At 59.0% G+C, this 23,071-nt stretch carries 22 protein-coding genes and 1 pseudogene; 12 read left to right on the top strand and 11 right to left on the bottom strand.

Going from position 1 to position 23,071, the window contains the following annotated elements; genetic code table 11:
• The first annotated feature begins 248 nt into the window (after positions 1-248).
• The 4 genes and pseudogenes from RDL66_RS03645 to RDL66_RS03660 all read left to right on the top strand — a co-directional run bounded on the left by RDL66_RS03645 (position 249) and on the right by RDL66_RS03660 (position 3,229).
• On the top strand, positions 249-629 hold the full coding sequence (locus tag RDL66_RS03645; RefSeq protein WP_308535344.1) for a type IIL restriction-modification enzyme MmeI: 381 nt from the start codon (positions 249-251) through the stop codon (positions 627-629).
• 85 nt (positions 630-714) lie between these two features.
• Positions 715-1,725, top strand: a complete 1,011-nt coding sequence (locus RDL66_RS03650; protein ID WP_308535259.1) for a hypothetical protein — start codon at positions 715-717, stop codon at positions 1,723-1,725.
• Positions 1,726-2,332: 607 nt separating this feature from the next.
• Positions 2,333-2,926, top strand: a pseudogene (locus RDL66_RS03655) (type IIL restriction-modification enzyme MmeI); the annotation flags it as partial.
• On the top strand, positions 2,927-3,229 hold the full coding sequence (locus RDL66_RS03660) for a type IIL restriction-modification enzyme MmeI (RefSeq protein ID WP_308535346.1): 303 nt from the start codon (positions 2,927-2,929) through the stop codon (positions 3,227-3,229).
• Here the strand turns inward: RDL66_RS03660 and RDL66_RS03665 are convergent.
• The 3 genes from RDL66_RS03665 to proC form a co-directional block, all read right to left on the bottom strand.
• Positions 3,183-5,138, bottom strand: a complete 1,956-nt coding sequence (locus RDL66_RS03665; RefSeq protein WP_308535260.1) for an AMP-dependent synthetase/ligase — start codon at positions 5,136-5,138, stop codon at positions 3,183-3,185. The two genes, RDL66_RS03660 and RDL66_RS03665, sit on opposite strands and share 47 nt — an antisense overlap.
• Before the next feature lie 52 nt (positions 5,139-5,190).
• On the bottom strand, positions 5,191-7,857 hold the full coding sequence (gene valS, locus RDL66_RS03670) for a valine--tRNA ligase (RefSeq protein WP_308535262.1): 2,667 nt from the start codon (positions 7,855-7,857) through the stop codon (positions 5,191-5,193).
• Between the two features lie 85 nt (positions 7,858-7,942).
• Positions 7,943-8,755 (bottom strand): pyrroline-5-carboxylate reductase, encoded by an 813-nt coding sequence (gene proC, locus RDL66_RS03675; RefSeq protein ID WP_308535264.1) that lies wholly within the window; start codon positions 8,753-8,755, stop codon positions 7,943-7,945.
• A gap of 126 nt (positions 8,756-8,881) precedes the next feature.
• Between proC and RDL66_RS03680 the strand changes: the two genes are divergently transcribed.
• Both RDL66_RS03680 and RDL66_RS03685 read left to right on the top strand, forming a co-directional pair.
• Entirely contained in the window at positions 8,882-9,733 is an 852-nt protein-coding gene (locus RDL66_RS03680) for an SDR family NAD(P)-dependent oxidoreductase (protein ID WP_308535265.1), read from the top strand.
• Between the two features lie 151 nt (positions 9,734-9,884).
• Entirely contained in the window at positions 9,885-11,315 is a 1,431-nt protein-coding gene (locus tag RDL66_RS03685; RefSeq protein WP_308535266.1) for an FAD-dependent oxidoreductase, read from the top strand.
• A 4-nt stretch (positions 11,316-11,319) separates the two neighbouring features.
• Here RDL66_RS03685 and RDL66_RS03690 read toward each other — a convergent pair whose 3' ends face one another.
• Complete coding sequence (locus tag RDL66_RS03690) at positions 11,320-11,838, bottom strand: YbjN domain-containing protein (RefSeq protein WP_308535268.1); 519 nt, start codon at positions 11,836-11,838, stop codon at positions 11,320-11,322.
• 144 nt (positions 11,839-11,982) lie between these two features.
• On the opposite strand from RDL66_RS03690, the gene RDL66_RS03695 reads away from it, so the two are divergent.
• Positions 11,983-13,260, top strand: coding sequence for a site-specific DNA-methyltransferase (locus tag RDL66_RS03695; RefSeq protein WP_308535270.1), 1,278 nt, complete (start codon positions 11,983-11,985; stop codon positions 13,258-13,260).
• Positions 13,257-14,147, top strand: a complete 891-nt coding sequence (locus RDL66_RS03700) for an HNH endonuclease family protein (protein WP_308535272.1) — start codon at positions 13,257-13,259, stop codon at positions 14,145-14,147. Before RDL66_RS03695 ends, RDL66_RS03700 begins: the two co-directional genes overlap by 4 nt.
• Positions 14,148-14,251: 104 nt before the next feature.
• Here the strand turns inward: RDL66_RS03700 and RDL66_RS03705 are convergent, their stop codons facing one another.
• The 5 genes from RDL66_RS03705 to RDL66_RS03725 all read right to left on the bottom strand — a co-directional run bounded on the left by RDL66_RS03705 (position 14,252) and on the right by RDL66_RS03725 (position 17,894).
• Positions 14,252-15,394, bottom strand: a complete 1,143-nt coding sequence (locus RDL66_RS03705; protein ID WP_308535274.1) for a TOBE-like domain-containing protein — start codon at positions 15,392-15,394, stop codon at positions 14,252-14,254.
• Positions 15,391-16,218, bottom strand: coding sequence for an ABC transporter permease (locus RDL66_RS03710; protein ID WP_308535275.1), 828 nt, complete (start codon positions 16,216-16,218; stop codon positions 15,391-15,393). The genes RDL66_RS03705 and RDL66_RS03710 overlap by 4 nt, the downstream gene beginning before the upstream one ends.
• Before the next feature lie 9 nt (positions 16,219-16,227).
• Positions 16,228-17,037, bottom strand: coding sequence for a molybdate ABC transporter substrate-binding protein (gene modA / locus RDL66_RS03715; protein WP_308535276.1), 810 nt, complete (start codon positions 17,035-17,037; stop codon positions 16,228-16,230).
• Positions 17,038-17,124: 87 nt separating this feature from the next.
• Positions 17,125-17,520, bottom strand: coding sequence for a TOBE domain-containing protein (locus RDL66_RS03720; protein WP_308535277.1), 396 nt, complete (start codon positions 17,518-17,520; stop codon positions 17,125-17,127).
• Positions 17,521-17,615: 95 nt separating this feature from the next.
• Positions 17,616-17,894: a DUF6457 domain-containing protein gene (locus tag RDL66_RS03725; RefSeq protein WP_308535278.1), complete on the bottom strand. Its 279-nt coding sequence runs from the start codon at positions 17,892-17,894 to the stop codon at positions 17,616-17,618.
• Positions 17,895-18,069: 175 nt separating this feature from the next.
• Here RDL66_RS03725 and moaA point away from each other — a divergent pair, with 175 nt between their 5' ends.
• From moaA to glp, 4 genes are read left to right on the top strand one after another with little or no spacing between them, the layout of a single operon-like run.
• Positions 18,070-19,158, top strand: a complete 1,089-nt coding sequence (moaA, locus tag RDL66_RS03730; protein ID WP_308535279.1) for a GTP 3',8-cyclase MoaA — start codon at positions 18,070-18,072, stop codon at positions 19,156-19,158.
• A gap of 2 nt (positions 19,159-19,160) precedes the next feature.
• Complete coding sequence (locus RDL66_RS03735; RefSeq protein ID WP_297723350.1) at positions 19,161-19,445, top strand: MoaD/ThiS family protein; 285 nt, start codon at positions 19,161-19,163, stop codon at positions 19,443-19,445.
• A 42-nt stretch (positions 19,446-19,487) separates the two neighbouring features.
• Positions 19,488-20,717 carry a ThiF family adenylyltransferase gene (locus RDL66_RS03740; RefSeq protein ID WP_308535282.1) on the top strand — a complete coding sequence of 410 codons (1,230 nt, stop codon included), beginning with the start codon at positions 19,488-19,490 and terminating at the stop codon, positions 20,715-20,717.
• Positions 20,714-21,970 carry a gephyrin-like molybdotransferase Glp gene (gene glp / locus RDL66_RS03745; protein WP_308535283.1) on the top strand — a complete coding sequence of 419 codons (1,257 nt, stop codon included), beginning with the start codon at positions 20,714-20,716 and terminating at the stop codon, positions 21,968-21,970. Before RDL66_RS03740 ends, glp begins: the two co-directional genes overlap by 4 nt.
• A gap of 26 nt (positions 21,971-21,996) precedes the next feature.
• On the opposite strand, the gene tatC is transcribed toward glp, so the two are convergent.
• Both tatC and RDL66_RS03755 read right to left on the bottom strand, forming a co-directional pair.
• Positions 21,997-22,710 carry a twin-arginine translocase subunit TatC gene (gene tatC, locus RDL66_RS03750; RefSeq protein WP_297723356.1) on the bottom strand — a complete coding sequence of 238 codons (714 nt, stop codon included), beginning with the start codon at positions 22,708-22,710 and terminating at the stop codon, positions 21,997-21,999.
• A gap of 62 nt (positions 22,711-22,772) precedes the next feature.
• A complete protein-coding gene (locus RDL66_RS03755) occupies positions 22,773-23,039 on the bottom strand; it encodes a twin-arginine translocase TatA/TatE family subunit (protein ID WP_297723358.1) in 267 nt (88 codons plus the stop codon).
• Positions 23,040-23,071: the final 32 nt, after the last annotated feature.

Below are 23,071 nucleotides of genomic sequence, written 5' to 3' on the forward strand. Positions count from 1 at the left end.
GGGGGTCAATAGCGCCGCTGCGTCGTGACTTCATCAGCGGGGTCGGGCCTCAATCACTTTGCTGGTTTTGCGGGGTGGTCTTCCCAGCGAGCGTTATTGCGAAGAGCTTTTGCCGCGCAGGGTCGGCGCTCGACCTTTCCTAGCAGGCGTGGCAAACCTTTTCTGTCGTCGATCTTTTCACTTTCGGTATCAGTGCGGTGAGATACTGAGATATAGGCACCAGAGGTGACAGAGAGGCCGAGGTGGTGATGGGTTCGGATTTGCAGGCAGCCAGGGAGTTTGCGGCTCAGTGGGCTGGCAAGGGTTACGAGAAGGGTGAGTGCCAGAAGTTCTGGACATTGCTGCTGCGTGACGTGCTGGGTTACGAACGCATGGACTTGGTGCTGTTTGAGCATCGGGTTGCTGGCGGTGGTTTCATCGATGTGTGGATTCGCGATGCCTCTGTGATGGTGGAACAAAAGTCGCTGGGGGTGGACTTGGACGCGCCCGAGATGCGGCAGGGGGTTTTAAAGACCCCGTTGGCGCAGGTGTGGGATTATGCCGCGGATTCTGCACGTGCCGAACCGCCAACAAGGTGTGGTACACAATCGTCCACGAGACGAAAAGTTAATCTTATTTACCAGAAATAATGACAATATGTCAATTTAGACTCTTGCAAATTAGTTAAAACCCACCTAGAGTAGAGGTGAATAAAGAAAAAAATTGGAGGTTATTATGAAAATTCGACGTCAAACTATACCTGTTACTGCTCTGTTCGCTATCTTAGCGTTGTTTGCAGGCTTCATGATGCCAACTGCCCAAGCATCTCCAATTGCAGATGACGGCACGGGTGACCAGCCAGTATCAACCAGTGCACCCTCAGTCAATTCGCCAAGATCATCTACTCAGGAATTAGATCCCACAGGCTACTGGACGGAAGAAAAGATGCAATCTGCAATTCCTGCAGACGAATTAGCTTCCGAGTTTTATCAAACCGACACCAAACCATCCAGTCAACAATCTAAAGGTGTTAGTTTGGGAGAGGATTTGTCTCATCCTGTGTACCCCGAATTGCCGACAGTAACACGAACCCGGAACACGGCCGTCCCATCAACTGCTGGAAAAGTGTTTTTCACTTATAAAGGTAAAAACTATGTGTGCTCGGGCTCGGCAATTAACGGTTCGACGAAAAACGTAGTGTCCACCGCAGGACACTGCGTACATGGGGGAAAGGGAGAAGGATGGCATTCAAACATTGCATTCGCGCCTGGATACTACAACGGCGTGTCAGGATACGGCCTGTGGAATTGGAAGACGGCACACACCTTTAAAGGATGGATTGACTCATCAGATTTTTCTCGCGACCAAGCATTCTTCACCGTGTATCCTCGCAACGGAAGATCCTTAGTGGCTACAGTTGGTGGTAATGGGCTTTCTTATAACTATGGACACAATCAGACTGGAGTGAGAATATGGGGTTGGCCTGCAGAAAAACCATACCATGGTACAACTCCTTACTACTGTGACGGGAATACCAGGAAGCGGGGTTTTTGGTCCAGCGACATGGTAATGCCCTGCGGTATGACCGGTGGGGCAAGTGGAGGTCCTTGGCTACTAACAAGAATCAATGCGAATCTGGGATACGTTTACGGTGTAACATCTCGCCGAACAACTTCAGGGGATAAGTTGCTTATTTCTACACCTTTCGATAACGCGGTAAAGGATCTTTTCCTAGGTATTAAATGAGCCTGATAAGGAGGCGTTGGCTGCCTATATTGGTCGCAATAATTATTATCTGCCTTGTGATTGGGCTAGTTCTGCTTGCTTTGCATTCACGGCAAGCTACTCCAGTGCAGGACTCTCCAACCTCAACGCAAGCACCTGTAGGTGATAGTAATTACTGGACCAAGGAGCGAATGGAGTCAGCTACTCCTGCTCCCATGCCATCGCCGTAAAACAGCGTTATTTCACAGTAACGTTTCCCCAGTTCAAGCTCGCTCACTTTATCTTTTATGCGCATACTGAGGCGGGGCTTGCCCCAGCGTCCGTCCAGGCGCACGTGTACTGCGTGATTATCGGGTTTTCCTACACGGAGCGGAAAGTGAAATACGTGTGGGATTATGCGTCAAGGCAGGCTGTTTTGCCGGGTGACGCCGCCGGGGGCACCGCGTCTCGGGGCTTGGTGGGGTCCTGCTCTGTTTCTCTAAGCAACGTAGTTGCTAAGAGAAACTACGAGCACCCACAGGCTCCTTCGTCGGGTGCCCTCCCGCCGGCGCAGCGTACCAGGCGGGGAGGCGTCGGGGTGCGACGTGTGGTGAGTCGCTTGAACGGATACCTCGCGGACGCGCCGGATGTGTTCTTGGAGCGCCAGATGAAGCCGCTGTGTGATGTGCCGGAAATGTCAAAGGGATTTCAGCCCACTGACAATGGATTTCTGCTGCTGTCACCCGAAGAACGTGCGGAGCTGCTGGCGGTCGAGCCTGGAGCCGAGCGCTGGGTGCGGAAGTTTTCCATGGGAGCGGAGTTCATCAGGGGCGAGGATTGTTACTGTCTGTGGCTGGAAGGTATTACCCCTAACGAGCTGGCTGCCTTACCGAAACTGCGCTAACGGGTGGAGGCCTGCCGTGCTTGGCGTCTGGCGCAGGTAAAGACTGGAGATGCCTACAAACTTGCCGACCGACCGCACCTGTTGCGCCCGTGCGGAAAATTCCAGGATGGCACCTATATCGGGGTGCCGAAAGTATCTTCGGAGCGCCGCGATTATATTCCGATGGGATTTGTCTCTGACGGTATGATTCCCGGAAACCAACTTTATTTCGTGCCAACCGACTCACTTTATGTTTTCGGGGTTTTAGTCTCGCGGGCGCATAATGCCTGGATGCGCGTGGTTGCCGGTCGGCTAAAAAGCGATTACCGCTACGGCAACACGACGGTGTACAACAACTTGGTGTGGCCAGATGCTGCTCCCGCCGAACGTGAGCGGATTGAACACAGCGCGCAGGGGATTTTGGAGGCGCGTTCGCACTATCCGGACGCTTCACTCGCCACGCTCTATGACCCGGACTTGATGCCATCCGAGTTGCGGGAGGCGCACCGCGAAAACGACCGCGCGGTCGAGGCAGCCTACGGCCTGCCCTCCGATAGCGAGGAGGCGGACATTGTCTCGCACCTCTTTGCTCTCTATGCCGCCAAAATGCCGGCGGTTACTCCCCGCGCGGGAAACTCAGCAGGTTCTTTAGATACCCCGTGACCTTAGACAAGTCCGTGAGTTCCCTGGAGGAGTGCGGCTCCAGATCGGGCTGGGACACCCCCGCGTAGATATCCGCAATAGCGTCGGCGCACTTCTCCATCACGACCTGACGGCGCACCTTCATGGAAGGTGTCAACATCCCATTAGCCTCGGTGAAATCGAAAGGCAGAATGCGAAACTCGCGGATAGATTCCGCCCGCGAAACTCCGGCGTTGGCTTTTGCGATGGCGCGGGCAATGGAGGCGTGTACCGCTGGGTGGCGTGCCGCAGCCGTCACATCCATCGGGTTCAGACCCTTCTTCTTCAGCCAGCTCGGCAGCATTTCCCCGTCAAGCGTCACCAGGGCGCCAACGAAGGGCTTGCCTTCTCCCACCACCATAATCTGCGAAATCAGGGGGTGGGATTGCAGCGGCTCCTCCAAGGTTGCCGGGGCTACGTTCTTGCCTCCGGCCGTAACCAGAATTTCCTTGGCTCTGCCGGTAATCTTCAGCATCCCTTCCTGGTTCATCTGCCCCAAATCCCCCGAGTGCAGCCAGCCTTCCGCGTCGAACACTCCGTCGTTGCTCTCGGGCTTGAGATATCCGGGACTGATGGTCGGGCCTTTCATCAGGATTTCTCCCTCCGGGGTGACGCGTATCCGCGCGCTGCACACCGGCGGTCCCACGGTGCCAATGCGATGCAGTTGCAGGGTGTTCACGGTGACAGCGGCGCAGGATTCCGTCATGCCGTAGCCTTCCAGCACATCGATGCCGACTCCGCGATAGAAATGTCCCAGGCGTTCGCCCAGGGCCCCTCCACCGGAAACCACGAACTCGCATCTGCCGCCCAGCAGTCCCATGAGTTTGCGGTAAACGAGCTGCTCGTAAACGGTATGACGGGCACGCAGGGCGCGCGAGGGACCCTCGGCGGTGTCCAGAGCACGAGAATACTCAATCGCCGTGTTCACAGCGCGATTGAAGATAATGTGCTTCGGTTTGGAACGGCTGGCTTGGTTTTGCGCCGAGTTGTAGATTTTCTCCAACACGCGGGGTACCACCAGCAGGTAGGTTGGCCGAAAAGATGCGATATCGGGCAGCAGGTTCTTGATGTTCGGGGAGTGGCCAATCACGCCGGAACCGCTAATCATAAAGATTTCAAGCAACCTGGCGTAGACGTGAGCCAGAGGCAGGAACAGCAGCAGCCGAGCGCGCGGATCCTTCGAAAAATCCGGCATCCAATCCATGTTGAACCACACCAGGGAGGTGAAGTTTCCGTGCGTCAGCAGGGTGCCTTTCGGATCTCCAGAGGTTCCGGAGGTGTAGATAATGGTGGCAATCGTGTCCATATTCAGGCGTTTACGCGCCTCATCCACTTCCACCTGCGCGACACTGCGGCCCGCCTCGTGCAAAGCCGCTATCGCCCCAAGATCCAGGGACAGCACCTTCACCTCGCGATTTACCTTATCTGCGGCGGCGGAGATAGCCTCAGCCAAGCGCGCGTCCTCCGCGAAGGCAATCTTGATTTCCGCCTGGCTCAGGACCGTTCCAATCTGGGCGATGGAGGAAGTCTCGTACAGCGGCACATTCACCGCGCCCAAGCTCCAGCACGCGTAATCCAGCAGCGTCCACTCGTAAGACGTATGCGCCATCAGCGCCATGCGATCCCCTGCTTGCAATCCCAGCGCCAGCAAGCCGCGCGCCACCGAATCCACCTCGTCAAGAAATCCGCGTGCCGTAATCTTTTGCCACTCGCGGCCCAAGCCTGCCTTTCGCTCGATGATGGTGCCGTCCGGGTCGCGCTTTACCCTGTTGAGCAGCATCCTCACAATATTCCACGAGTGGGGTATGTTGCCGGGAGCGGGGTTGAAGGCCTCTATCGTGCCATCCGGAAGGGTTTTGACCTCTATGGGCGAGACGTATTCTTCGGTCATTGGGGGGAGATCCTTCCTCGATAAATTCTGCGGAACTAGAGCGCTAGCGGACCTACTTAGTAGGTTTTTCGGGTTTCGCCGGTTTTGCCGGGGGCTCACCCAGCTCGGCGGCGCTGACCTGCGGGGATTCGACTTCTCCGGCGACAAACTCCAGCTTGCCCTCCACGTGGTTGGCGGCCACCAAGTCGGCGCGAGCCGCCTCGGCACACGCCACATCAGGCTCGGGGAAAGTCACGGTGGCGTGCAAGAACGGGGTGCGCTGAGACACTTTGGCATCCGACTTGACCTTACGGAGGGCCGACAGTGCTCCGCCGGCCGCCCGCAACACCTGGGGATTGCCGCTCACGCTATCCAAGCCGTCGGTGCTGGGCCAAGCCGTCCGATGCACCGACCCGGTGCGATACCAAGACCACACTTCTTCGGTGGTGAAAGGCAAGAACGGCGCCAGCAGACGCACCACGTTATCAATCGCCAGCGCCAGGGTCGTGCGCGCGGAAGCGACCGCGGCACTATCGGCCGCCGGATCCTTGCCGTAAGCGCGGTCCTTGACTAGCTCCAAGTAATCATCACACAGCGTCCAGAAGAAACTCTCGGTCACTTCCAGGGCACGAGCATGGTTCATTTCCTCGAAAGCCTTGGTCGCGGAAGTGATGACTTCCGCCAGGGTAGCAATCAAAGACCGGTCTACCTCGACCGTTACCAGCGCCGGATCCAAGACTAGGTCGGCGTCTCCGCCCATCGAGAGCGCGAACTTCGATGCGTTCAAAAGTTTGATGGCCAAACGCCGCCCGACCTTCATTTCGCCCTCGTCAAAGGCCGCGTCCGTCCCCAACCGGGCCGAAGCCGCCCAGTAGCGCACCGCGTCGGAAGAATGTTTTTCCAGCAGTCCCATCGGGGTCACCACGTTACCTTTGGACTTCGACATCTTTTTGTGGTCAGGATCCAAAATCCAGCCAGAAATCGCGGCCTGGCGCCACGGCAGGGCGTCAAACTCCAGGTGGGACCGCACCACGGTCGAGAACAGCCAAGTACGAATAATGTCTTGGCCTTGGGGACGCAAGTCCATCGGGAAAGTCGCCGCAAACAGCTTTTCGTCCCGCCCAAAACCCGAATAAATTTCGGGGGTCAGGCTGGAGGTCGCCCAGGTGTCCATAATGTCGACTTCCGCCACGAAACCGCCCGGCACGCCACGCTGAGATTCGTCGAATCCGGCGGGTGTGTCCGTGGTCGGATCGATAGGTAGCACGTCCTCGCTGGGCAAAATGGGGTGGTCAAAGTCCGTTTCACCAGATTCCTTGACCGGATACCACAGGGGCAGCGGCACCCCAAAGAAACGCTGGCGGGAAATGAGCCAGTCCGTGTTCAAACCGTTGACCCAGTTCTCGTAGCGAACGCGCATAAAGTCAGGCACAAAGTCCAGTTCGCGCCCGCGCGCCAACAGTTCCTCGCGTAAATCCGTGCCTCCCGCTGTGCGAGCATAAGGCTGGCCGCCGTTGCGGATGTACCACTGGCGCGAAGTCACGATTTCCAGAGGCTTGTCGCCCTTTTCGTAAAAGTTCGTCATACGCTGGGTTGGTTTCGGATCCCCCAGCATCTCTCCGGATTCCCGCAACGCCTCGACGATAGCTTTCCGGGCGGAGAACGTCGTTTTCCCGGCGGTTTCCTGATACAGCGCCCGACCGCGCTCGGAAGTAATCCAATCCGGCACGTCAGGAATAATCCGACCGTCCTTGCGCAGGATGACCCGGGTCGGCAGCTGCAAATCCCGCCACCAATCCACGTCCACCAAGTCGCCGAAAGTACAGCACATGGCGATACCCGAACCCTTGTCTATCTCGGCCTCGGGGTGAGCCAACACGGGAACCCGCACGTCAAACCCTGGTGACGTGACATAGGTACCGAATATATCGGCGTAACGTTCATCGTCGGGGTGGGCAATCAGCGCGCAGCACGCCCCCAGCAGTTCCGGACGAGTCGTCTCGATAACGATGTCGCCTTTGCCGTCCTCGCGGTGGAACGCGAAAGAATGGTAGGAGCCGGGATAGTCGCGCGCCTCCAACTCGGCTTGTGCCACCGCAGTCTGGAACGTGACGTCCCACAGACCCGGCGCTTCGGCAGCGTACACCTCGCCACGGGCAAAGTTACGCAGGAAAAACGTCTGCGCCACCTTTTGCGCAGGCTTACCGATCGTCTGCATCGTGTAGGACCAGTCGATAGACAGACCCAGCGTCCGCCAGAGTTCCTCGAACTGTTTTTCGTCTTGCGCGGTCAAGCGTTCGCACAGCTCCACGAAGTTTTTGCGGCTGATCGGCACCTGGTCAGCGTTTTTGATGGACTTGCCTTCCCCGCCCTCATACGGCGGAGTGAAGTCGGGCACGTAAGGGAGGGACGGGTCGCAACGCACCCCGAAATAGTTTTGCACCCGGCGCTCGGTCGGCAGACCGTTGTCGTCCCAGCCCATCGGGTAAAACACGTTCTTGCCGCGCATCCGCTGGTAGCGCGCCACCAAATCCGTGTGGGTATAGGAAAACACGTGACCGACGTGCAACGATCCAGACACGGTGGGCGGCGGGGTATCGATAGAGTAAACGGCTTCCCGGGTAGTGTCGGGGTCAAAAGCGTAAATCTGTGTGTCCGCCCACACCTTGCGCCATTTGTCCTCAATCCCGTCCAGGGTCGTCTTTGCCGGTACGCTCGGAGCTTTCAGTCTCTCGGTCATCGTTTTCCTTTTATCGTTGTGATTTACCTGCAATAGTCTACCCGCTCGCGTTCCCGCTACCCTAACGGGGTCGATGGGGCGGGGGTTATTTCTGGGTCGCTTTGGCGTCCCCGGCCATGGCGCCCTCAACCATGTGTACTACGGCTCGCGAGAATCCCGCGTCCTCGCCCGCCAGCAAACCGGCGATGGTGGATCCGCCGGGGGAACACACCCGATCGACCAGCTGGCCGGGGTGAGCGCCCTTTTCCAAACCGTCTTGCAGCATGAGGGCGGAGCCCAGCAACATCTGGGTCGCGGACTCGATGGCCGCAGCCTTCGTCAGGCCCGCAGCCACGCCGGCTTTTGCCAAGGCTTCTACGTAGGTATAAGTCCAGGCGGGGGCGCAACCAGCAATGGCGGTAAACGCGGGGAACAGGGATTCCTCCAGCTCGACCGTGCGGCCCACCGCGTTGAACAGCCCCAGGGCGTACTGCTTTTGTTCCGGGGTTACCGCCGCGTTCGCGCACAAGGCCGACATGGCGGCGTTGACCTGGGCGTTCAGGTTTGGCATGACCCGCACGATGGGAGTATCCGGGGACAGCCAGCCCTCCAGATGGTCCAGCCCGACCCCTCCGGCGATAGAAATGACCAGCTTGCCTCCCAGCTCCGGGGCGATTTCGGTGAGGACTGCGCCGATATGTTTCGGTTTCACGGCGATGACCACCGCGTCAACCGACCCGACCAGTTCCCGGTTAGAAGCCACCTGCTGGGCGCCGAATTCTTTGGTCAGCGGATGTTCCCCCGGGGTCACACCGAAATCAGAAAAACTCAGGTCACTGGCCTTGACGAAGTCGTGTTTCAGAGCTCCCGCCGCGATTGCCGAACCCATGGCACCCATTCCAATAAAACCGAGTTTCATGTTGCCTCTTTTCCTGATTTGCGCGGTTTTCCCTGGCGTTCAGAGCAAACCGCCGGAGTTGTTTTCCTATAGGCTAAGTCTATAGCGTGGCTCTGCAGCCAAAAATTTTGGAAAGGTGACCAAAAGATGAGCATCACACCCGGACCCGTAAAGCCGTCCTCACACCCTCTTGACCCCCAAAGTTTCGGAATTACAGTTCCCGAAACGCGACCGGCCCGCCAGCCGGGACGAGTGCTCGTGACCGGGGCTTCTACCGGCATCGGCTGGGAAACCGTGAAACAGATGTGTGCCTGCGGGTGGGAAGTGTTGGCGACCGCCCGGCGCGCCGATAGGCTGGCCGCACTGGCTTATGAGACGGGCTGCGCGGCTTTTGCCGCTGACCTGACCGTTCCTGAGCACGTCCAGGCGCTGTTTGAGTGGGCGACCGCCGAGGGACAGGTCGTGGACGCGGTGGTCAATAATGCCGGGGGAGCGCGCGGCACCGACACCGTGATGGAGGCGAAGCTGGAGCGGTGGAAAACCATGTACAGCATCAACGTTTTGTCCTCCCTGCAGGTCACCCAGGCTTTCCTGCCGCAAATGTTGGCTCACGGGGGCGGGGATTTGGTGTTCGTCACTTCGACTGCCGGTCACGAGACGTATCCGGGCGGGGCGGGCTATACCGCCGCCAAGCACGCCGAGGCGATGCTGCCCGAGACGTTGCGCCTGGAGTTGGTGGGTAAACCGATTCGGATTATCGAGATTATGCCCGGATTGGTGCAAACCCCGGAATTTTCCTTGGCCCGCCTAGAGGATAAGGCTGCGGCGGAGGGCGTTTACGCCGGAGTGGATTATCCGTTGGTGGGGGCCGATGTCGCCCAAGCTATTGTGTGGACCTTGAACTTGCCGGCGCACGTGAATATCGACCAGCTGAAAATCAAGCCTGTGGAACAAGCCACCAGCACTATCAAAGTCCGCTTGGACAATCCGGCCCGGTGACCCATGGCGCGGATTGTTGTTATAGGCGCGGGTTGGCGTGCCGACAGGGAGCGTAGCGAGTGTGTGTCGGCGCGTGGTGGTGTGGAGCCGGTGAAAAAACGTTGCGGGGCAACGTTTTCGGCGGAACTCCTGAAGAAAAAAGGATACTAAGATGGCTCGGATTGTTGTCATAGGAGCAGGGATGGCTGGTCATTCCACAGCCCTCGGCTTAAAACATCGCCTGAAAGACGACCACGATGTCATCGTTATCAGCCCCGGCTCGGCTTGGACTAATCCCGACGTTATGGCCCAGATTGCCTCTGGCCTGCAGTCGGTGCAGCGCCAAACCGTTCCGCTCGGTCCGCTCTATCGGCGCAAAGGAATTATTTTTCACCAGGGCGTGGCCACCGCGGTTTACCCCAAGGGCTACCGGGACGACCCGCGTCCCCAGGTCCAGATGACTTTTACCGGCTCACACCTCGAGGGGGAAGTCGCGCGGGTGCCTTACGATTATCTGGTCATCGCCACCGGGCACGACATTGATCGGGTCGCGGGCATTCCCGCGGAAGCGACCACGGTGCCGACCTGTGTCCTGGACCGCCTGGACAGCGCCATCGCGGGGGAGGCAGAACTGCGCAGACTGCTGTTTGAACTGCAGGATTCCCCGGTGGACGACAAGCCGAAAGTCATCGCCATCGGTCGGTCCGCCCGCGGCATGGGTGGTTTTTACGGGGCGCTGGAATATGCCTTGTGCGTGGACGAGGTGCTGCGGGCCGCTTTCCTGCGCTCCCGGGTGGAACTGCACTTTTTCGACGCGGGACGACCGTGGATGTACGGCCACACCGACGACCCGAAGATGGAAGAGGACATGCAGACCGCCCTCGTGCATCTCATCGATCGGCACCGCCTGATTCTGCACAAAGATATGCGCCTGGCCTCGATCAATGGGCGCAGAGTCAGGTTTGTTCCGGTACACGGCGAGGGCCAGCCCGAAGAAATGGAATGCGATTTGGTGGCGGTGGAAGCGGCGCGGGTCCTCACTCCCTTGGCGGTGCATGACGCGAACGGAGCGGATCTGCGCGAGGACTTGTACGACGGCTGGGGGCGGCTGCGGGTGGACGCGAAAACCCAGCAAAACGGCTCCGGCCAAGTGGTGACAGTCTTGCCGCGCACTTTCCGCAATCCCACGTATCGCAATATTTTTGGGATTGGTTCGGCTATCGCGATGGACACGCGCGAACTCACCGCGGATAGCGATTCTGTCCCGGCACCCGTCCCGATGCAGACTCGTGACATGGCTCACTTGATGAGCCGCCAGGTCACCGATTTGATTATCGAAGAACTGAGCGGACAGAAAAACAAGGTTTTGCCCGAAACCTTGGAAGAGATTGAATCAGTGTTGAGTTTGTGTTGGGATTACGGCCTGATTTCCTCGCGGGGTTTCTATGCAGAGCTGACCTACCCAAAGAAAGGCAAAGACGGCGCGCAGCAGGTGCTGCGGGTACGTCACGGTTTGGGACCCTATTGGGCAGTGCGGATGGAGCGTTTCTTGGAACGCTACCGTGCCAAAGGCCGCGCCCTGTGGTGGATGCTGCCCACGTAAGAGCCTATTCGGAATCTTCGTCCGGTTCCGGCACCGCGTTGGGGAGCTGCTCGGCCAGATGTTCAAAGAAATCCTCGCTGGATTCCAAGGCACAGCGTACCTGTTCGTCCAGCTGCGCGTCCGTCAAGCCGGTACGCCAGCTTATGGGCAGTTCCGTATGCACGTAGACTTCGCGGTCTTCGGTCACTCTCGCGTAGGCTTTCGGCCAGTAATAGTCTGTGTTCCAGCGGTTACAAATCGAGTTAATCAGGATGAAATCATCTAGTTCCGGTTCTCCGCGCCAAGTGCCGCGCACGCAGAGGATAGTGTCCTTTTCCCCGGTTACCTGGAAGTAATAGATGCCGTTTTGCCAGGCCCCGCCCACATCACCGTCGTGGTTGACCTGGTAACTCCAGTTGTGGCCTTCCAAGACTTTCTTAACTCGGTCACGAGTCAGGTTGGGCAGCCTATTGACGGAAAAAGGCGTGTTGTCGAATGGCAACTCGAAAGGATTATCGAAAAAATCCCCGCTGTCCTCACTCATGACCCGTTTCCTCCCGACTGGTGGTAGGTTCCATTTTAGCCGATTTCACCAGGCCCTGCCGCGGAATTTCTCTGGCGGTGAAAGCGCGACTTCCCGCTGGAAGTGGCGGGTTGTTGCCCGCTGAGTCGCCCACAGTAGGATGGGATGGTGCAGGAAAAACCTCCGGAACTGGCTTTCACGTGGCGCGGAAAACACGAAGTGGTGTTGCCCGAAACTCGACCCTATGTCCCAGCCGAACGCTACCGCGAAACACTCGGGGGCAAAGTGGCGACATCGCAGAGCAAAAACCGCCTCTATGTCGGGGAAAACTTGCAGGTCATGAGCGGATTACTGCCCCAATACGGGGGCAGCGTTGACTGTATCTATATCGATCCGCCGTTTAACTCCGGGGCTGACTATGTGCAACAGATTCGCACGCACCATCGCGGTGCCCCGAAACGCACCATTGCCGTGAAACAGTACGGCGACCGCTGGAAAACCGCTGATTACCTGCAAAATCTGTATGAGAGGCTGACGGTGCTACGGCAGTTCTTGACGCGGACGGGGACGATTTTTGTCCACTGCGATTGGCATTCTTCCGCCGCGTTGCGCCTGGTTATGGACGAGGTATTTGGGGCAAGTAACCTGGTCAACGAGATTGTGTGGGCTTATGCTTCGGGCGGGGGGTCGAGGCGGGCTTTCGGCCACAAACACGACACCATCCTGTTTTACGCCCGGGACCGGCGCCGCCACTATTTCGACCCCGACGCGGTGCGGGTGGCGTATAACGCGGCCATTGCCCCGAAACGCCGCGAAATGTTTAACCCGCGGGGTATGGTCGCCCCCGATGTTTGGCAGATTTCTCGGCCGCCGAATCATTCCGAAACCTGGGTGGGGTATCCGACCCAAAAACCGGTGGAAGTCATGCAACGCGCCATCGCCGCGGCGTGCCCGCCGGGGGGCCTGGTGATGGACTGCTTTGCCGGGTCCGGCTCCACTTTGGTGGCAGCAGCCCAGCTGGGACGGCGTTTCCTGGGGGTAGAGCGCAATAGTTTGGGGGTGCACCTGACGCGGCGGCGCCTGGTGCAGGACGGGGTCGGCTTTGAGGTGTGGCGAGATTCCGCCTCCTGGGGAGCCAACCGAATCGTGCCAGGCTTGGAGTTGTTGGGCCGAGAGGTCGAAACCCGCATCGCGAAGTTGGGTGCCGCCGAGGACAATAAGACCGACGAACCCGACAAACCGGACTGGACGGAGCTGGTGGATTGGGTGGCCCTGGATCCGGATTTTGCCGGTTTCCCCGCCGGAGTTTTCACGCCTCAGTCCGTGGTGGCACCGTCACGAGACACGGTCGTTGATTTTGCCACCTTCGGGGACAGCCCTCGCGGGGTGGGACTGGTGGCAGATGTGACCGGGCAAGATTACTTCGTTAGGCTGGACGCATGAGCAAACAGAACAAAACTGGTCAGGGCGCCACGCCGGAGGAAAACCCCGGTCTGGAACCGGAAACTCCGCAGGTAGCGCCCTGGGATGGGTGGTTCGGCAAGAGTTCAAACCGTAACCAGCGCGGACGCAATCTGGCTTTGGTGGCGTTCGCTGTGGTGGCTGTGACCGGTTTGGGCACCCAGTTCGTCGGGGACGATGGCTGGTTGTTCGGGCTCATTGGTGGTGACCAGACTCATTCCGCCAGTCAATCCGGGAACGCCGGGCAACAGACTCGTGACGCCGCTGCTGGAAAAACTGCGGGGAGCCGCGCTAGTGACGTGTTGGGCACTTTGGAAGTGCGCGACAAAGATCCTTTCCGGGGCTTTGACCGTGAGCAACTGTTCGGCAAGGGGTGGCTGGACCTCGACGGTGACAATTGCAATACGCGTAACGAAGTGTTGGCTCGCGACCTAGAGGACGTCCAATATCGAGCGGCTACGAACACCACTCCCGCGCACTGCGTGGTGCAAAGCGGGGTTTTGCACGATAAATACACCGGAGAAACCGTTGATTTTAAGCGGTCGCAGGAAACCTCTGACGCGGTCCAGATTGACCACGTGGTGGCGTTGGGTAACGTGTGGCGTACTGGCGGCCAGCAGCTCAGCCAGCGGCAACGGAAAGCCATCGCCAACGACCCGCTGAACTTGGAAGCGGTAAAAGGCCAGGCCAATCAGGATAAACAATCCCAGGATGCGTCCGAATGGCTGCCGCCCGCGCGCGATTATCGCTGCGCTTACGTGGCGCGTCAGATTGCGGTGAAGGCGAAATACGGGCTGTGGGTGACCCCGGCTGAAAAACAGGCCATGATGGGGGTGCTGAAAGGGTGTCCGGAAGAGCCAATTCCATAGGTGTCAAACTGGAATCGGTGATTATAAGGTGGGATTTGGGCGGTAGCTGCCAATAATGGCAGCTACAGCGCTATTTTCACCTTATATTTACGGTTTATAAAAACTTAACGCGGATACACCGTAATTTGAGTGGCTTTAACCTCAGCGAAAATGGGCGAACCGGGTTCCAGTTTCAGGGCGCTGACGGCTTGGGGGGTCAGGATAGCTTGGATGCTTTGCCCCCCGTCCAGCTCCAAACTGATCCACTGCACCGCGCCGCGCGGCGTGATGTCCGTGACGCGTGCCTGCCAGGTATTGCGCGGGGAGCCGGAAACAGCCGTTGCGAACAGGGCCACGGACTGGGGAGCAAAAGCAGTGAGAGCTGGGGTTTGCGGGCCGGGATGATGCTTGCCTTGCCAGAGTCCCGTCAGTTTCACCCCGCCGGCATCAACGGTGGCGACTTCGCCGGATTCCTCAATGACCCCGGCCAACAGGTTCACGCCGGACAGGTTTTCCAGGAACTTCGTGGCAGGCTGTCCCAGCATTTCCACCACCGTGCCTTCCCCAATCAAATGGCCGTTTTCGATGGCGACCACGTGATCAGCCAGCATCCACACGTCGAGCGGATCGTGGGTGACAAAAATCACGGTCGGCCGCGGCTCTTGACGTAGCCGTTTCGACAGCACTTCCCGCAGTTTGGCGGCAGTTTCGACGTCAAGGGCGGAAAATGGTTCGTCCAACAGCACGACTTGCGGGTGCGTCGCTAGGGCTCGAGCCAACGCCACGCGCTGCGACTGCCCGCCGGACAGCGCCGTAGCGGGGCGATCCGCCAGTTCCAAAGCGCCCACGGCCGCTAGCTCCTGGCGCGCGATACGCCGAGCCTCCGCCCGTGACCGGTGGCGGGCTCGCGGCCCAAACGCCACGTTTTCCAGCACGCTCAAGTGTGGAAACAGCAGGGGTTTTTGGGTCAGCATCGCTACGGGACGCTGATGGGGCGGCAGGAACCGGGTGGCATCGGCAAACACCGTTTCCCCGCTGCGAACCTCTCCTGAATCGGGAGCCAGCAGCCCGGAAATCATCCCCAGAATCGTAGACTTCCCGGCCCCGTTCGGTCCGACGATAGCAGTAATCAGTCCCGCCGGAAAAGCGCACTGCACCGTGACGTCGCGTTCCTCGATGCCTGCTTTCACCAGGACTTCGCTCCCGGCCGCGGTGGTAGCGGACCGGAATTCTGCGGGGTTTGCTGCGGTTTCAGGGCGAGTTTTCACTGGTCGTCACCACTTTCCGGTTGCGTCGTGAGCTGCTTGGTGCGGCGGGTGGTAAAGATGGCCGACAATCCCATCATGGTGGCCGCCAGCAGCACCAAGACTACGGACAGCGCCAAAGCCAGGTCAGAGTCGTCCTCGCGCAACAGATAGATAGCCTGGGGGAGGGTGCGGGTCACCCCTTGCAGAGAACCCGCGAAAGTCAGTGTCGCCCCGAATTCGCCCAAGGCGCGGGCAAAAGCCATGGTGGCGCCCCCGACTATGGCAGGGCTCAGCAAGGGTAGCGTGACGCGGCGCAACACATAGGTTGGAGACGCCCCCAAGGTCGCCGCAATCCGCTCGTAACCGGAATCAAAAGTGCGCAACGCGGACTCCAGGGACACCACGTAGTAAGGCATGGCCACGAAGGTTTGCCCCAGCACCACGGCTATGGTGGTGAACCCAATCTCGATACCGGCCAAGGACAGGTACTGCCCCACTACGCCGCGGCGCCCCAGCGTCACCAAGAGCGCTAAACCGGCCACGACCGGTGGCAACACCATGGGCAGGACCGCGAAAGTGCGCCACACGTACGCCCAAAATCCCTCGGTGCGCGAGATGAGCAGCGCCAGGGGCGTACCCAGAATCAACACCAGCACCAGCGACACCAAGCAGGTACGCAGGCTCAACAGCAAAGCGTCGCGGGATTCGTCGCGAGTCAGGATCTCCGCCAGACGGGTCCACGGCACTCGCACCATCAGCCCGACAATAGGCAAAACGACCAACAGCAAGGCTATCCCCGCTGGCAGATACAGCCAGCGGGGAAAACCGTGGTTATTAGGGTTCAAAACAGGCCTTTACTTAGCGGGACTCATAAATCCGTACTTGGCAAAGACTTTTTGCGCCGCAGCGGACAACACGTAGTCCACGAACGCTTTCGCGGCCGCGTCGTTGCCGTTGTCGGCAGCCATCTTGGTGACCACAATCGGGTAAGCGTTGACCACGGTGTCAGAGCCGGGAATATCGATGGTGTCGACCGCGTCCTTTTCCGCTAGCGCGTCGGTCTGGTACACCACGCCCGCGTCAGCTTCGCCGCTGACGACCTTGCCCATCACGTCCTTGACCGAAGTCTCTTCGGACACAGCCTGACCGGTGAAACCGACCTTTTGCGCCAGCTCCCGGTAGGCGTTGCCGCAGGGAACCCCGTCAGCACAGATGACCAGTTTCTTGCCGGTGAGGGAATTGTCCAGACCGGTGACCCCGGCCGGGTTTCCTTTCGGCACTGCCAAGGTCAGGGTATTGTTCACAAAAATGCTCGGTTCGCCGGCGTTCAGACCCGCGTCGGTCGCTTTCTTCATGTTCTTTTCGTCAGCGGAGGCGAACACGTCAGCTTTGGCGCCTCCTTGCATCTGATCAAACAGGGAGGAGGAGCCGTCAAAGTTGAATTTCACGGTAATGTCGGGGTTTTCCTTCTGGAAAGATTCGCCCAGTTCCGAGAAACTCGCCTTGAGAGAGGCGGCAGCGAATACTTGAATGGTCTTGGCTTCAGCGGTTTTACCCGATTCTGGGTTCGCGGTGTTGGCGTTGTTCTGTGCACAAGAGGTGAGGCCGGTGGCTGCTAGGGAGAGGATGGCTAAGCCTGCGCCGAGACGTGCGAGTGTTTTCATGAGTTTTCCTTTCGCAAAAGCGGGGTCGGCGGTTTTCCGTTGCCGACCGTTTCATTGGGGCAGCACTAGGGTGTCGTCAGGTTTTCCCTAAGATGCATCAACTATGACGTTCGTGGCTTTGACCCGGGCGGTGGCGACCGCGCCGGGCACCAGTCCGAGTTCCTGCACCGATTCGGTGGAGATGAGAGACACCACCCGGAAGGGGCCGCATTGCATTTCCACTTGGCTCATGACTTTGTCGGAAACGACTTTGGTGACCAGGCCGCGGAAATGGTTGCGTGCTGAAATGGAGCCCGCAGAATCCGTGTCACCAAAATCTTTGGCTTTGTCTTGAGCGAGTTTCGCCAGTTCACCTCCGTCAACGACTTTGCGTCCGGCGTCGTCGGTTCCGGCGCTGAGTTGCCCGGCATCTATCCAGCGGCGCAGCGTATCATCGCTAACACCCAGCAAATTCGCTGCGTCCTTAATCCGTAATTGAGACATACCTGTCACCTTATCTTAATCTTTGCGGTTATTTTCTCGAATTTGACCGGTTTCTGCGGAACGAACGTCGGCGGCACTCTGGGCGTGAGTGTCCCTCAGTTCGCGGGATACTGTGCGGCCAGGGTGCGGAGTTTTGCCACGTTTGCGGCCGCTTTCTGGATATCCCCGTCCGCGGCAAACCCGACCAGGAAAGCCGTGAGGGGTGCTCCCGGGCGGGACGGCCCGTGTGCGACTTCGCTGATGAGGTTCAAAAGTTCCTCCTGGACGGGGGCAATAGTCTCTTCGGGCAGTTGGAGTTCTCGGCTGACGGCTTGCAGCCACGCTGCCATTTTCGCCATTTTTTCCGGATCGTCTTTGCGATGTTCTGCTGCCATGTCTGCTCCTCGGTGAGTGTGGTCAAAAATTAAGTGAGCCGGCGGGCTCACTCCATTAGCATAATGGAAAGGCAACATCAGGCGAGGGCGAACCACAAATGCCTATTGAACTGGAATAATAATTGAGACACGATAGAATGGCAGGATATACCAATCGCTGAGGAAGTAGGCAGGTTTGACTGAGACGCTGACACGAGACAATCGTGTGGAGCAGGCGTCTTCACTTGCGTCTGCTTGGGCGATGCCGCTGCGGGACAGCTGGGGCAGGACGGCCAGCGACTTGCGTTTGTCCGTGACCGATCGCTGCGATTTGCGCTGTTCATATTGCCTACCGCGCGAGGGCGTCAAGTGGGTAGCGCGTAGGGAGTTGTTGGACTCCTCAGAAATCTTGCGTTTGGCCGGGATAGCGATTCACCGCCTGGGGATTACCCAGGTTCGCCTGACCGGTGGGGAGCCCCTGTTGCGGCCGGATTTGTTAGAAATTGCGGCGGGGATTTCCCAGACGTTTGTGGCTGTGGGGCGTGACCCACAGGTTGCTCTCACCACGAACGCCCGAAGTTTGGCGCCGCTGGCTCCGGCGTTGCGGGCGGCGGGAGTTCAGCGCATCAACATTTCCTTAGACACCCTCGACCCCGACCGTTTTGCACAGATTACCGGGCGCGATGAACTCGCACGGACTTTGGAAGGTATCGCCGCCGCGCTCTCCGCAGGTTTCCAGCCGGTGAAACTGAACACGGTGATGTTGGACGAGGCCAGTCTGCGCGAGGCTCCGGATTTGCTGCGGTTTTGTCTGGAGCGGGGCATCGAGTGGCGCGCCATCGAGTACATGCCTTTTGGCCCGCACACGGTTCGGGTTGGTTCCGCTGAGCAACTCGATTTTTCTAAACTGCGCCCCGTCTTGGAACAGGAGTTTCGCCTGTCTCCGGTGCGGGACAACATCGACATTCACGCCCCGGCGACCCGTTTTCAGGTGTTTAACTTAGCGGGCACAAAGCGCCTGGGGACGATGGGGTTGATTTCTTCGGTATCCGCGCCTTTCTGCGCCAACTGCAACCGAACCCGGCTTTCCCCGACCGGACTGGTGCGTCCCTGTCTGTTTTCTGACTTGAGCTGTGACCTGGGAGCGATGCTGCGTCGCGGTGCTAGTGATGATGAGCTGGCCCAAGCGTGGGTCGGCGTGACTCAGGGGAAACCCTCCGGGCATGGTTTGGGACAGAGTGATTTTCAATCTCCCACGATTTCGATGGCACAGATTGGGGGGTAAAGATGCGAGATAGTGTCGATGCCACGGTAGGTGTGCAAGTGCGGTTTTTTGCGGCGGCTGCGGAAGCGGCGGGCACCGATACGGCGACCGCACAAGTGGCGCGGGATTCGAGTTTGGCTCAGGCAGCGGCTCAAGCTGGTGGATGCGGTAATGATTTGAATCGAGTGCTTTCAGTTTCGTCATACCTGGTGGGGGGTCTGCGCGAATCGGGCGAGAAACGCCTCGCGGACTTCGCGGATCTCGACGACCTCACCATCGACGTTTTGCCGCCATTTGCCGGCGGCTAGTTAACATCCTCGCGTAGTTTTGGAATTATTTTAGGAGCATCTTTGGCAAATATACTGCAAGCGGACCTGACCGATGAGCCTTTGGACCCGGCTCGGTTTGAGGCGGGGTTCATCGCGCCCGAAGCCGGGTGCCAGCTTGTGTTCATCGGCCGCGTGCGCAACCATGACCAGGGGCGTGGAGTGGAGGCTATCACCTATAGCGCTCACCCGGACGCGGCCCGCGAACTGCAACAGATTGCCGATGAGGCCGGTACAGTTCCTGGCGTGCACGAGATTGCGTTGCGCCATCGGGTGGGGCATCTGCAGGTCGGTGAGGTCGCTATTTTGGTCGGAGTCTCTGCCGCCCATCGGCAAGCTGCGTTTTCTACGGTGTCTTGGCTGGTCGATGCCGTCAAGGATCGGGTTCCCATCTGGAAGAAACAGGTTTTTTCCGAGGGAGATGCCGCGTGGTCAAACCTCGACGCAGACTTCCAACCGGAGAGCCGCTATGCGGCCCACAGTGCGATTCCGGGGTTTGGGGCGTCCGGTCAGGAACGTGTCACGAGTGCAAAAGTCTTGGTGGTGGGCGCTGGAGGGCTAGGCTCGCCCATTATCGCGTACCTTGCCGCCGCCGGGGTCGGCCTGTCAGCAGCTGGGGGAGTCCTGGGCATTGCCGATGGCGACACGGTGAGCCTGAGCAACTTGGGCCGCCAAGTCATTCACCCGTTTAACCGCCAAGGCGAGCCAAAAACCGCTTCTGCCGCCGCCACCGTCCGAGCGCTAAACCCCGAGGTGAATATCAGCGAGGAGCCGCCCTTGGACCCTCAGAACGCCGCCGCAATCATCGCTCAATACGACCTGGTGGTGGACGCCACTGACACGTTTGCCTCGAAATACCTGATTTCAGACACTTGCGCGAAGTTGGCGCGACCCCTGGTTTGGGGTTCCGCGGTCGGAGCGAACTTCGAGGTCAGCGTGTTTTCTCCGGAGGTCGGGACGTGTTTACGCACCCTTTATCCGACTCCGCCCCCGCCCGCAAGTACCCCGGACTCCACCACCGCGGGGATTCTCGGCCCGGTTTGTGGGCAAGCCGGGTCGCTGATGGCTACCGAGGTGCTGAAGATGGTTTCCGGCTGGGGCGAACCCCTCATCGGCCGCCTGGTCATTGGGGACGCCCGAATCGGCAAATGGAACGTGGTGGATTATTCAGCTCGCGCCGCCGCACCCCAAAACTCAAACTGTTACGAAAACCTGCACGGCAAGACTGGTGAACTCAAAGGAGAACAATCGTGAATGAGACAGAAAAACTGCTTGATTACCAGGAATTTTTGGCGCGTCTCTTGACGGAAATCACCCCGCTGACCCCGCGGGAGCTCCCGGTAGGCGACACTCTGGGATTGACCCTGGCCGAACCGGTCATTTCGCGCCTGTCGGTGCCGCCCTTTACAAACTCGGCGATGGACGGTTTTGCTTTCAATAGCGCGGGGCTACCGGTTGGTGGTTCCGTAACCTTGCCGGTGGCGGGCGATATTCCGGCGGGCGCGGATCCGAGCGCCGAGTGCCAGCCGGGTCAGGCGTGGCGCATTATGACCGGCGCGAAAATGCCCGCCGGGGCGGACACCGTGGTGAAAGTGGAGGACACGGATCAAAAGCCCGGTCCCGTTGAGCTACCGGAAAAGGTCACCATTCATCGTGTTCCCCAAGCCGGAGCGAACGTGCGCCGGGCAGGAGAGGACCTGCCGGTCGGCTCCGAAGTCTTGGCTGCCGGCGAGGTCATGAGCCCGGGGGCGATCGCTTCGGCAATTTCGGGGGGCTACGCGAAAGTAACGGCGTTCCCGCGGGTTCGGGTGGGAATTATCGCCACCGGTTCCGAATTAGCGGGGGCAGGCGCATCGCTGGAAGGGTCGATGATTCCAGATTCAAACTCGTCCCTGGCGGCAGCATTGGCACGAGTTGCCCAGGCGGAGGTCAGTTTTGCGGGCCAATGCGGGGACGACGTGGCACAGTTCCGAGAAACCTTGCGCCGGGTGGCGGACATGAGCGACTTGGTCATCACTTCGGGCGGAGTTTCGGCCGGTGCTTATGAGGTGGTGAAACAGGGCGTTAGCGACTGGGGATTCCATTTCGCCCGTGTCGCCCTGCAGCCGGGTAAACCGCAAGGTTACGGTTTCGTGCAGGCGAGTGGGGGGCGTCGGGTACCGGTGCTGACCCTGCCGGGAAACCCGGTTTCGGTTTTCGTCTCGTGGTACCTGTTTGCCCTGCCGGTGCTGGCGAAGCTCGGCGGGCGTGATCCGAAGCGGGCGCACGCGTGCCGGGAGGCGACCGTGGTGGAGGCGTGGACTTCTCCGCGAGGCAAAGTTCAGGTCGTGCCCGTCCGTTTGACGCCGGGACAGCCGGGAGAAACCCCCACGGTGCAGCGCACCCACCCCTTGGGATCGAAGTCGCACCTGGTGGCCTCGCTGCATAAAGCGAATGCCTTGATGCTGATTGACCGAGACGTTGAGACCGTGGCCCCTTGGTCGATTGTGAAAGTCCTCGAGATCTGAGCCCGGGAGGCGTGGCACCGCTGGGGCTACGAATTTTTCCGGGACCGACGCCAATCGTGGAGAGCCGCGATGCCGACCGCCAGGAAGTACAGTGCCAGCAGGGCGGAAGCCTGCAAAATGACGGGCCACGGGGTTGGCAGTGGGTTGGCGATAGCCGAGAAAATAAACGCCACCATCGTCGCCCAGCGCCAACCTTTTAGCATGGTGCGGGCGCTGAGCACCCCCAGGAAGTTCAGCATGACCAAAATTTCGGGAATCAGGAAAGAAATCCCGAACGCCAATACCAGGCGAATATAGAACTTGATGTAGGCATCGGCCTGCAGCAACATCGCCGAATCCGGGGGAGTAAAAGAGGACAAAATCGACACGGCCCGCGGTGCGGTCCAGTCGCCGAAAACCGCACCAGCCGCGAACAAAACGACTCCGGCCACGCCAAAAATCAGCAACCACAAACGTTCTCGCCGGCGCAGACCGGGCCAGATGAAAGCCATAATTTGAAAAATCCACCACGGCGAAGCAATCAGCACCCCCAACCAGAGGGACACGCGGATTTTCAGGTCAAAGGCCGCGCCGATAGTTTGGAAGTTCAGGTTAGCCCCGGCGATGTCTTTCATGGGGGCGGTGATGTGCGCCAGCGCGATTTCATAGAGAAACCAGCCGCCAATCGCCGCCGCAGTGATGCCCACAAATGACCAGATGATACGTTTCCGCAGCTCAGCTAGGTGAGCAGTCACTGTCATGACACCTTCAGAGTGGGCATCACGATTCTGGTAAGAGGACTTCTCAGTGGGCACTTGAGCGGTTACTTAGCGGCATCGTTGCCTGAGGCAGAGTCAGTTTTCGAGGAATCGCCGGTAGCAGCGTCGTCCTTGCCTTCGATAGCCTTGCCGTCAGCCTTGGTGTCCTCGGTCAAATCGTTGAGTTCTTCCTTCAAGACTTTTGCGGATTTGCCCACGTTGCGAGCAATCTCCGGCAGTTTCGAGGCACCGAAAACCACGACCAAAATAATGATGACAGTAATCCACACTACGGGGCTTACGCTGAACAACATCACATGCGCCGGAACCATTAATCTCTCCTCTGTATAGGGCTAAATCAACA

Origin of the sequence: uncultured Mobiluncus sp. (assembly GCF_902488535.1) — a bacterium.
In the GTDB taxonomy this organism is placed as follows: Bacteria; Actinomycetota; Actinomycetes; order Actinomycetales; family Actinomycetaceae; genus Mobiluncus.

Coding starts and splice junctions, on each gene's coding strand:
- RDL66_RS03645 (WP_308535344.1), top strand. CDS start 249: ATGGGTTCGGATTTGCAGGCAGCCAGGGAGTTTGCGGCTCAGTGGGCT.
- RDL66_RS03650 (WP_308535259.1), top strand. CDS start 715: ATGAAAATTCGACGTCAAACTATACCTGTTACTGCTCTGTTCGCTATC.
- RDL66_RS03665 (WP_308535260.1), bottom strand. CDS start 5,138: ATGACCGAAGAATACGTCTCGCCCATAGAGGTCAAAACCCTTCCGGAT.
- valS (WP_308535262.1), bottom strand. CDS start 7,857: ATGACCGAGAGACTGAAAGCTCCGAGCGTACCGGCAAAGACGACCCTG.
- proC (WP_308535264.1), bottom strand. CDS start 8,755: ATGAAACTCGGTTTTATTGGAATGGGTGCCATGGGTTCGGCAATCGCG.
- RDL66_RS03680 (WP_308535265.1), top strand. CDS start 8,882: ATGAGCATCACACCCGGACCCGTAAAGCCGTCCTCACACCCTCTTGAC.
- RDL66_RS03685 (WP_308535266.1), top strand. CDS start 9,885: ATGGCTCGGATTGTTGTCATAGGAGCAGGGATGGCTGGTCATTCCACA.
- RDL66_RS03690 (WP_308535268.1), bottom strand. CDS start 11,838: ATGAGTGAGGACAGCGGGGATTTTTTCGATAATCCTTTCGAGTTGCCA.
- RDL66_RS03695 (WP_308535270.1), top strand. CDS start 11,983: ATGGTGCAGGAAAAACCTCCGGAACTGGCTTTCACGTGGCGCGGAAAA.
- RDL66_RS03700 (WP_308535272.1), top strand. CDS start 13,257: ATGAGCAAACAGAACAAAACTGGTCAGGGCGCCACGCCGGAGGAAAAC.
- modA (WP_308535276.1), bottom strand. CDS start 17,037: ATGAAAACACTCGCACGTCTCGGCGCAGGCTTAGCCATCCTCTCCCTA.
- RDL66_RS03720 (WP_308535277.1), bottom strand. CDS start 17,520: ATGTCTCAATTACGGATTAAGGACGCAGCGAATTTGCTGGGTGTTAGC.
- RDL66_RS03725 (WP_308535278.1), bottom strand. CDS start 17,894: ATGGCAGCAGAACATCGCAAAGACGATCCGGAAAAAATGGCGAAAATG.
- RDL66_RS03735 (WP_297723350.1), top strand. CDS start 19,161: ATGCGAGATAGTGTCGATGCCACGGTAGGTGTGCAAGTGCGGTTTTTT.
- tatC (WP_297723356.1), bottom strand. CDS start 22,710: ATGACAGTGACTGCTCACCTAGCTGAGCTGCGGAAACGTATCATCTGG.
- RDL66_RS03755 (WP_297723358.1), bottom strand. CDS start 23,039: ATGGTTCCGGCGCATGTGATGTTGTTCAGCGTAAGCCCCGTAGTGTGG.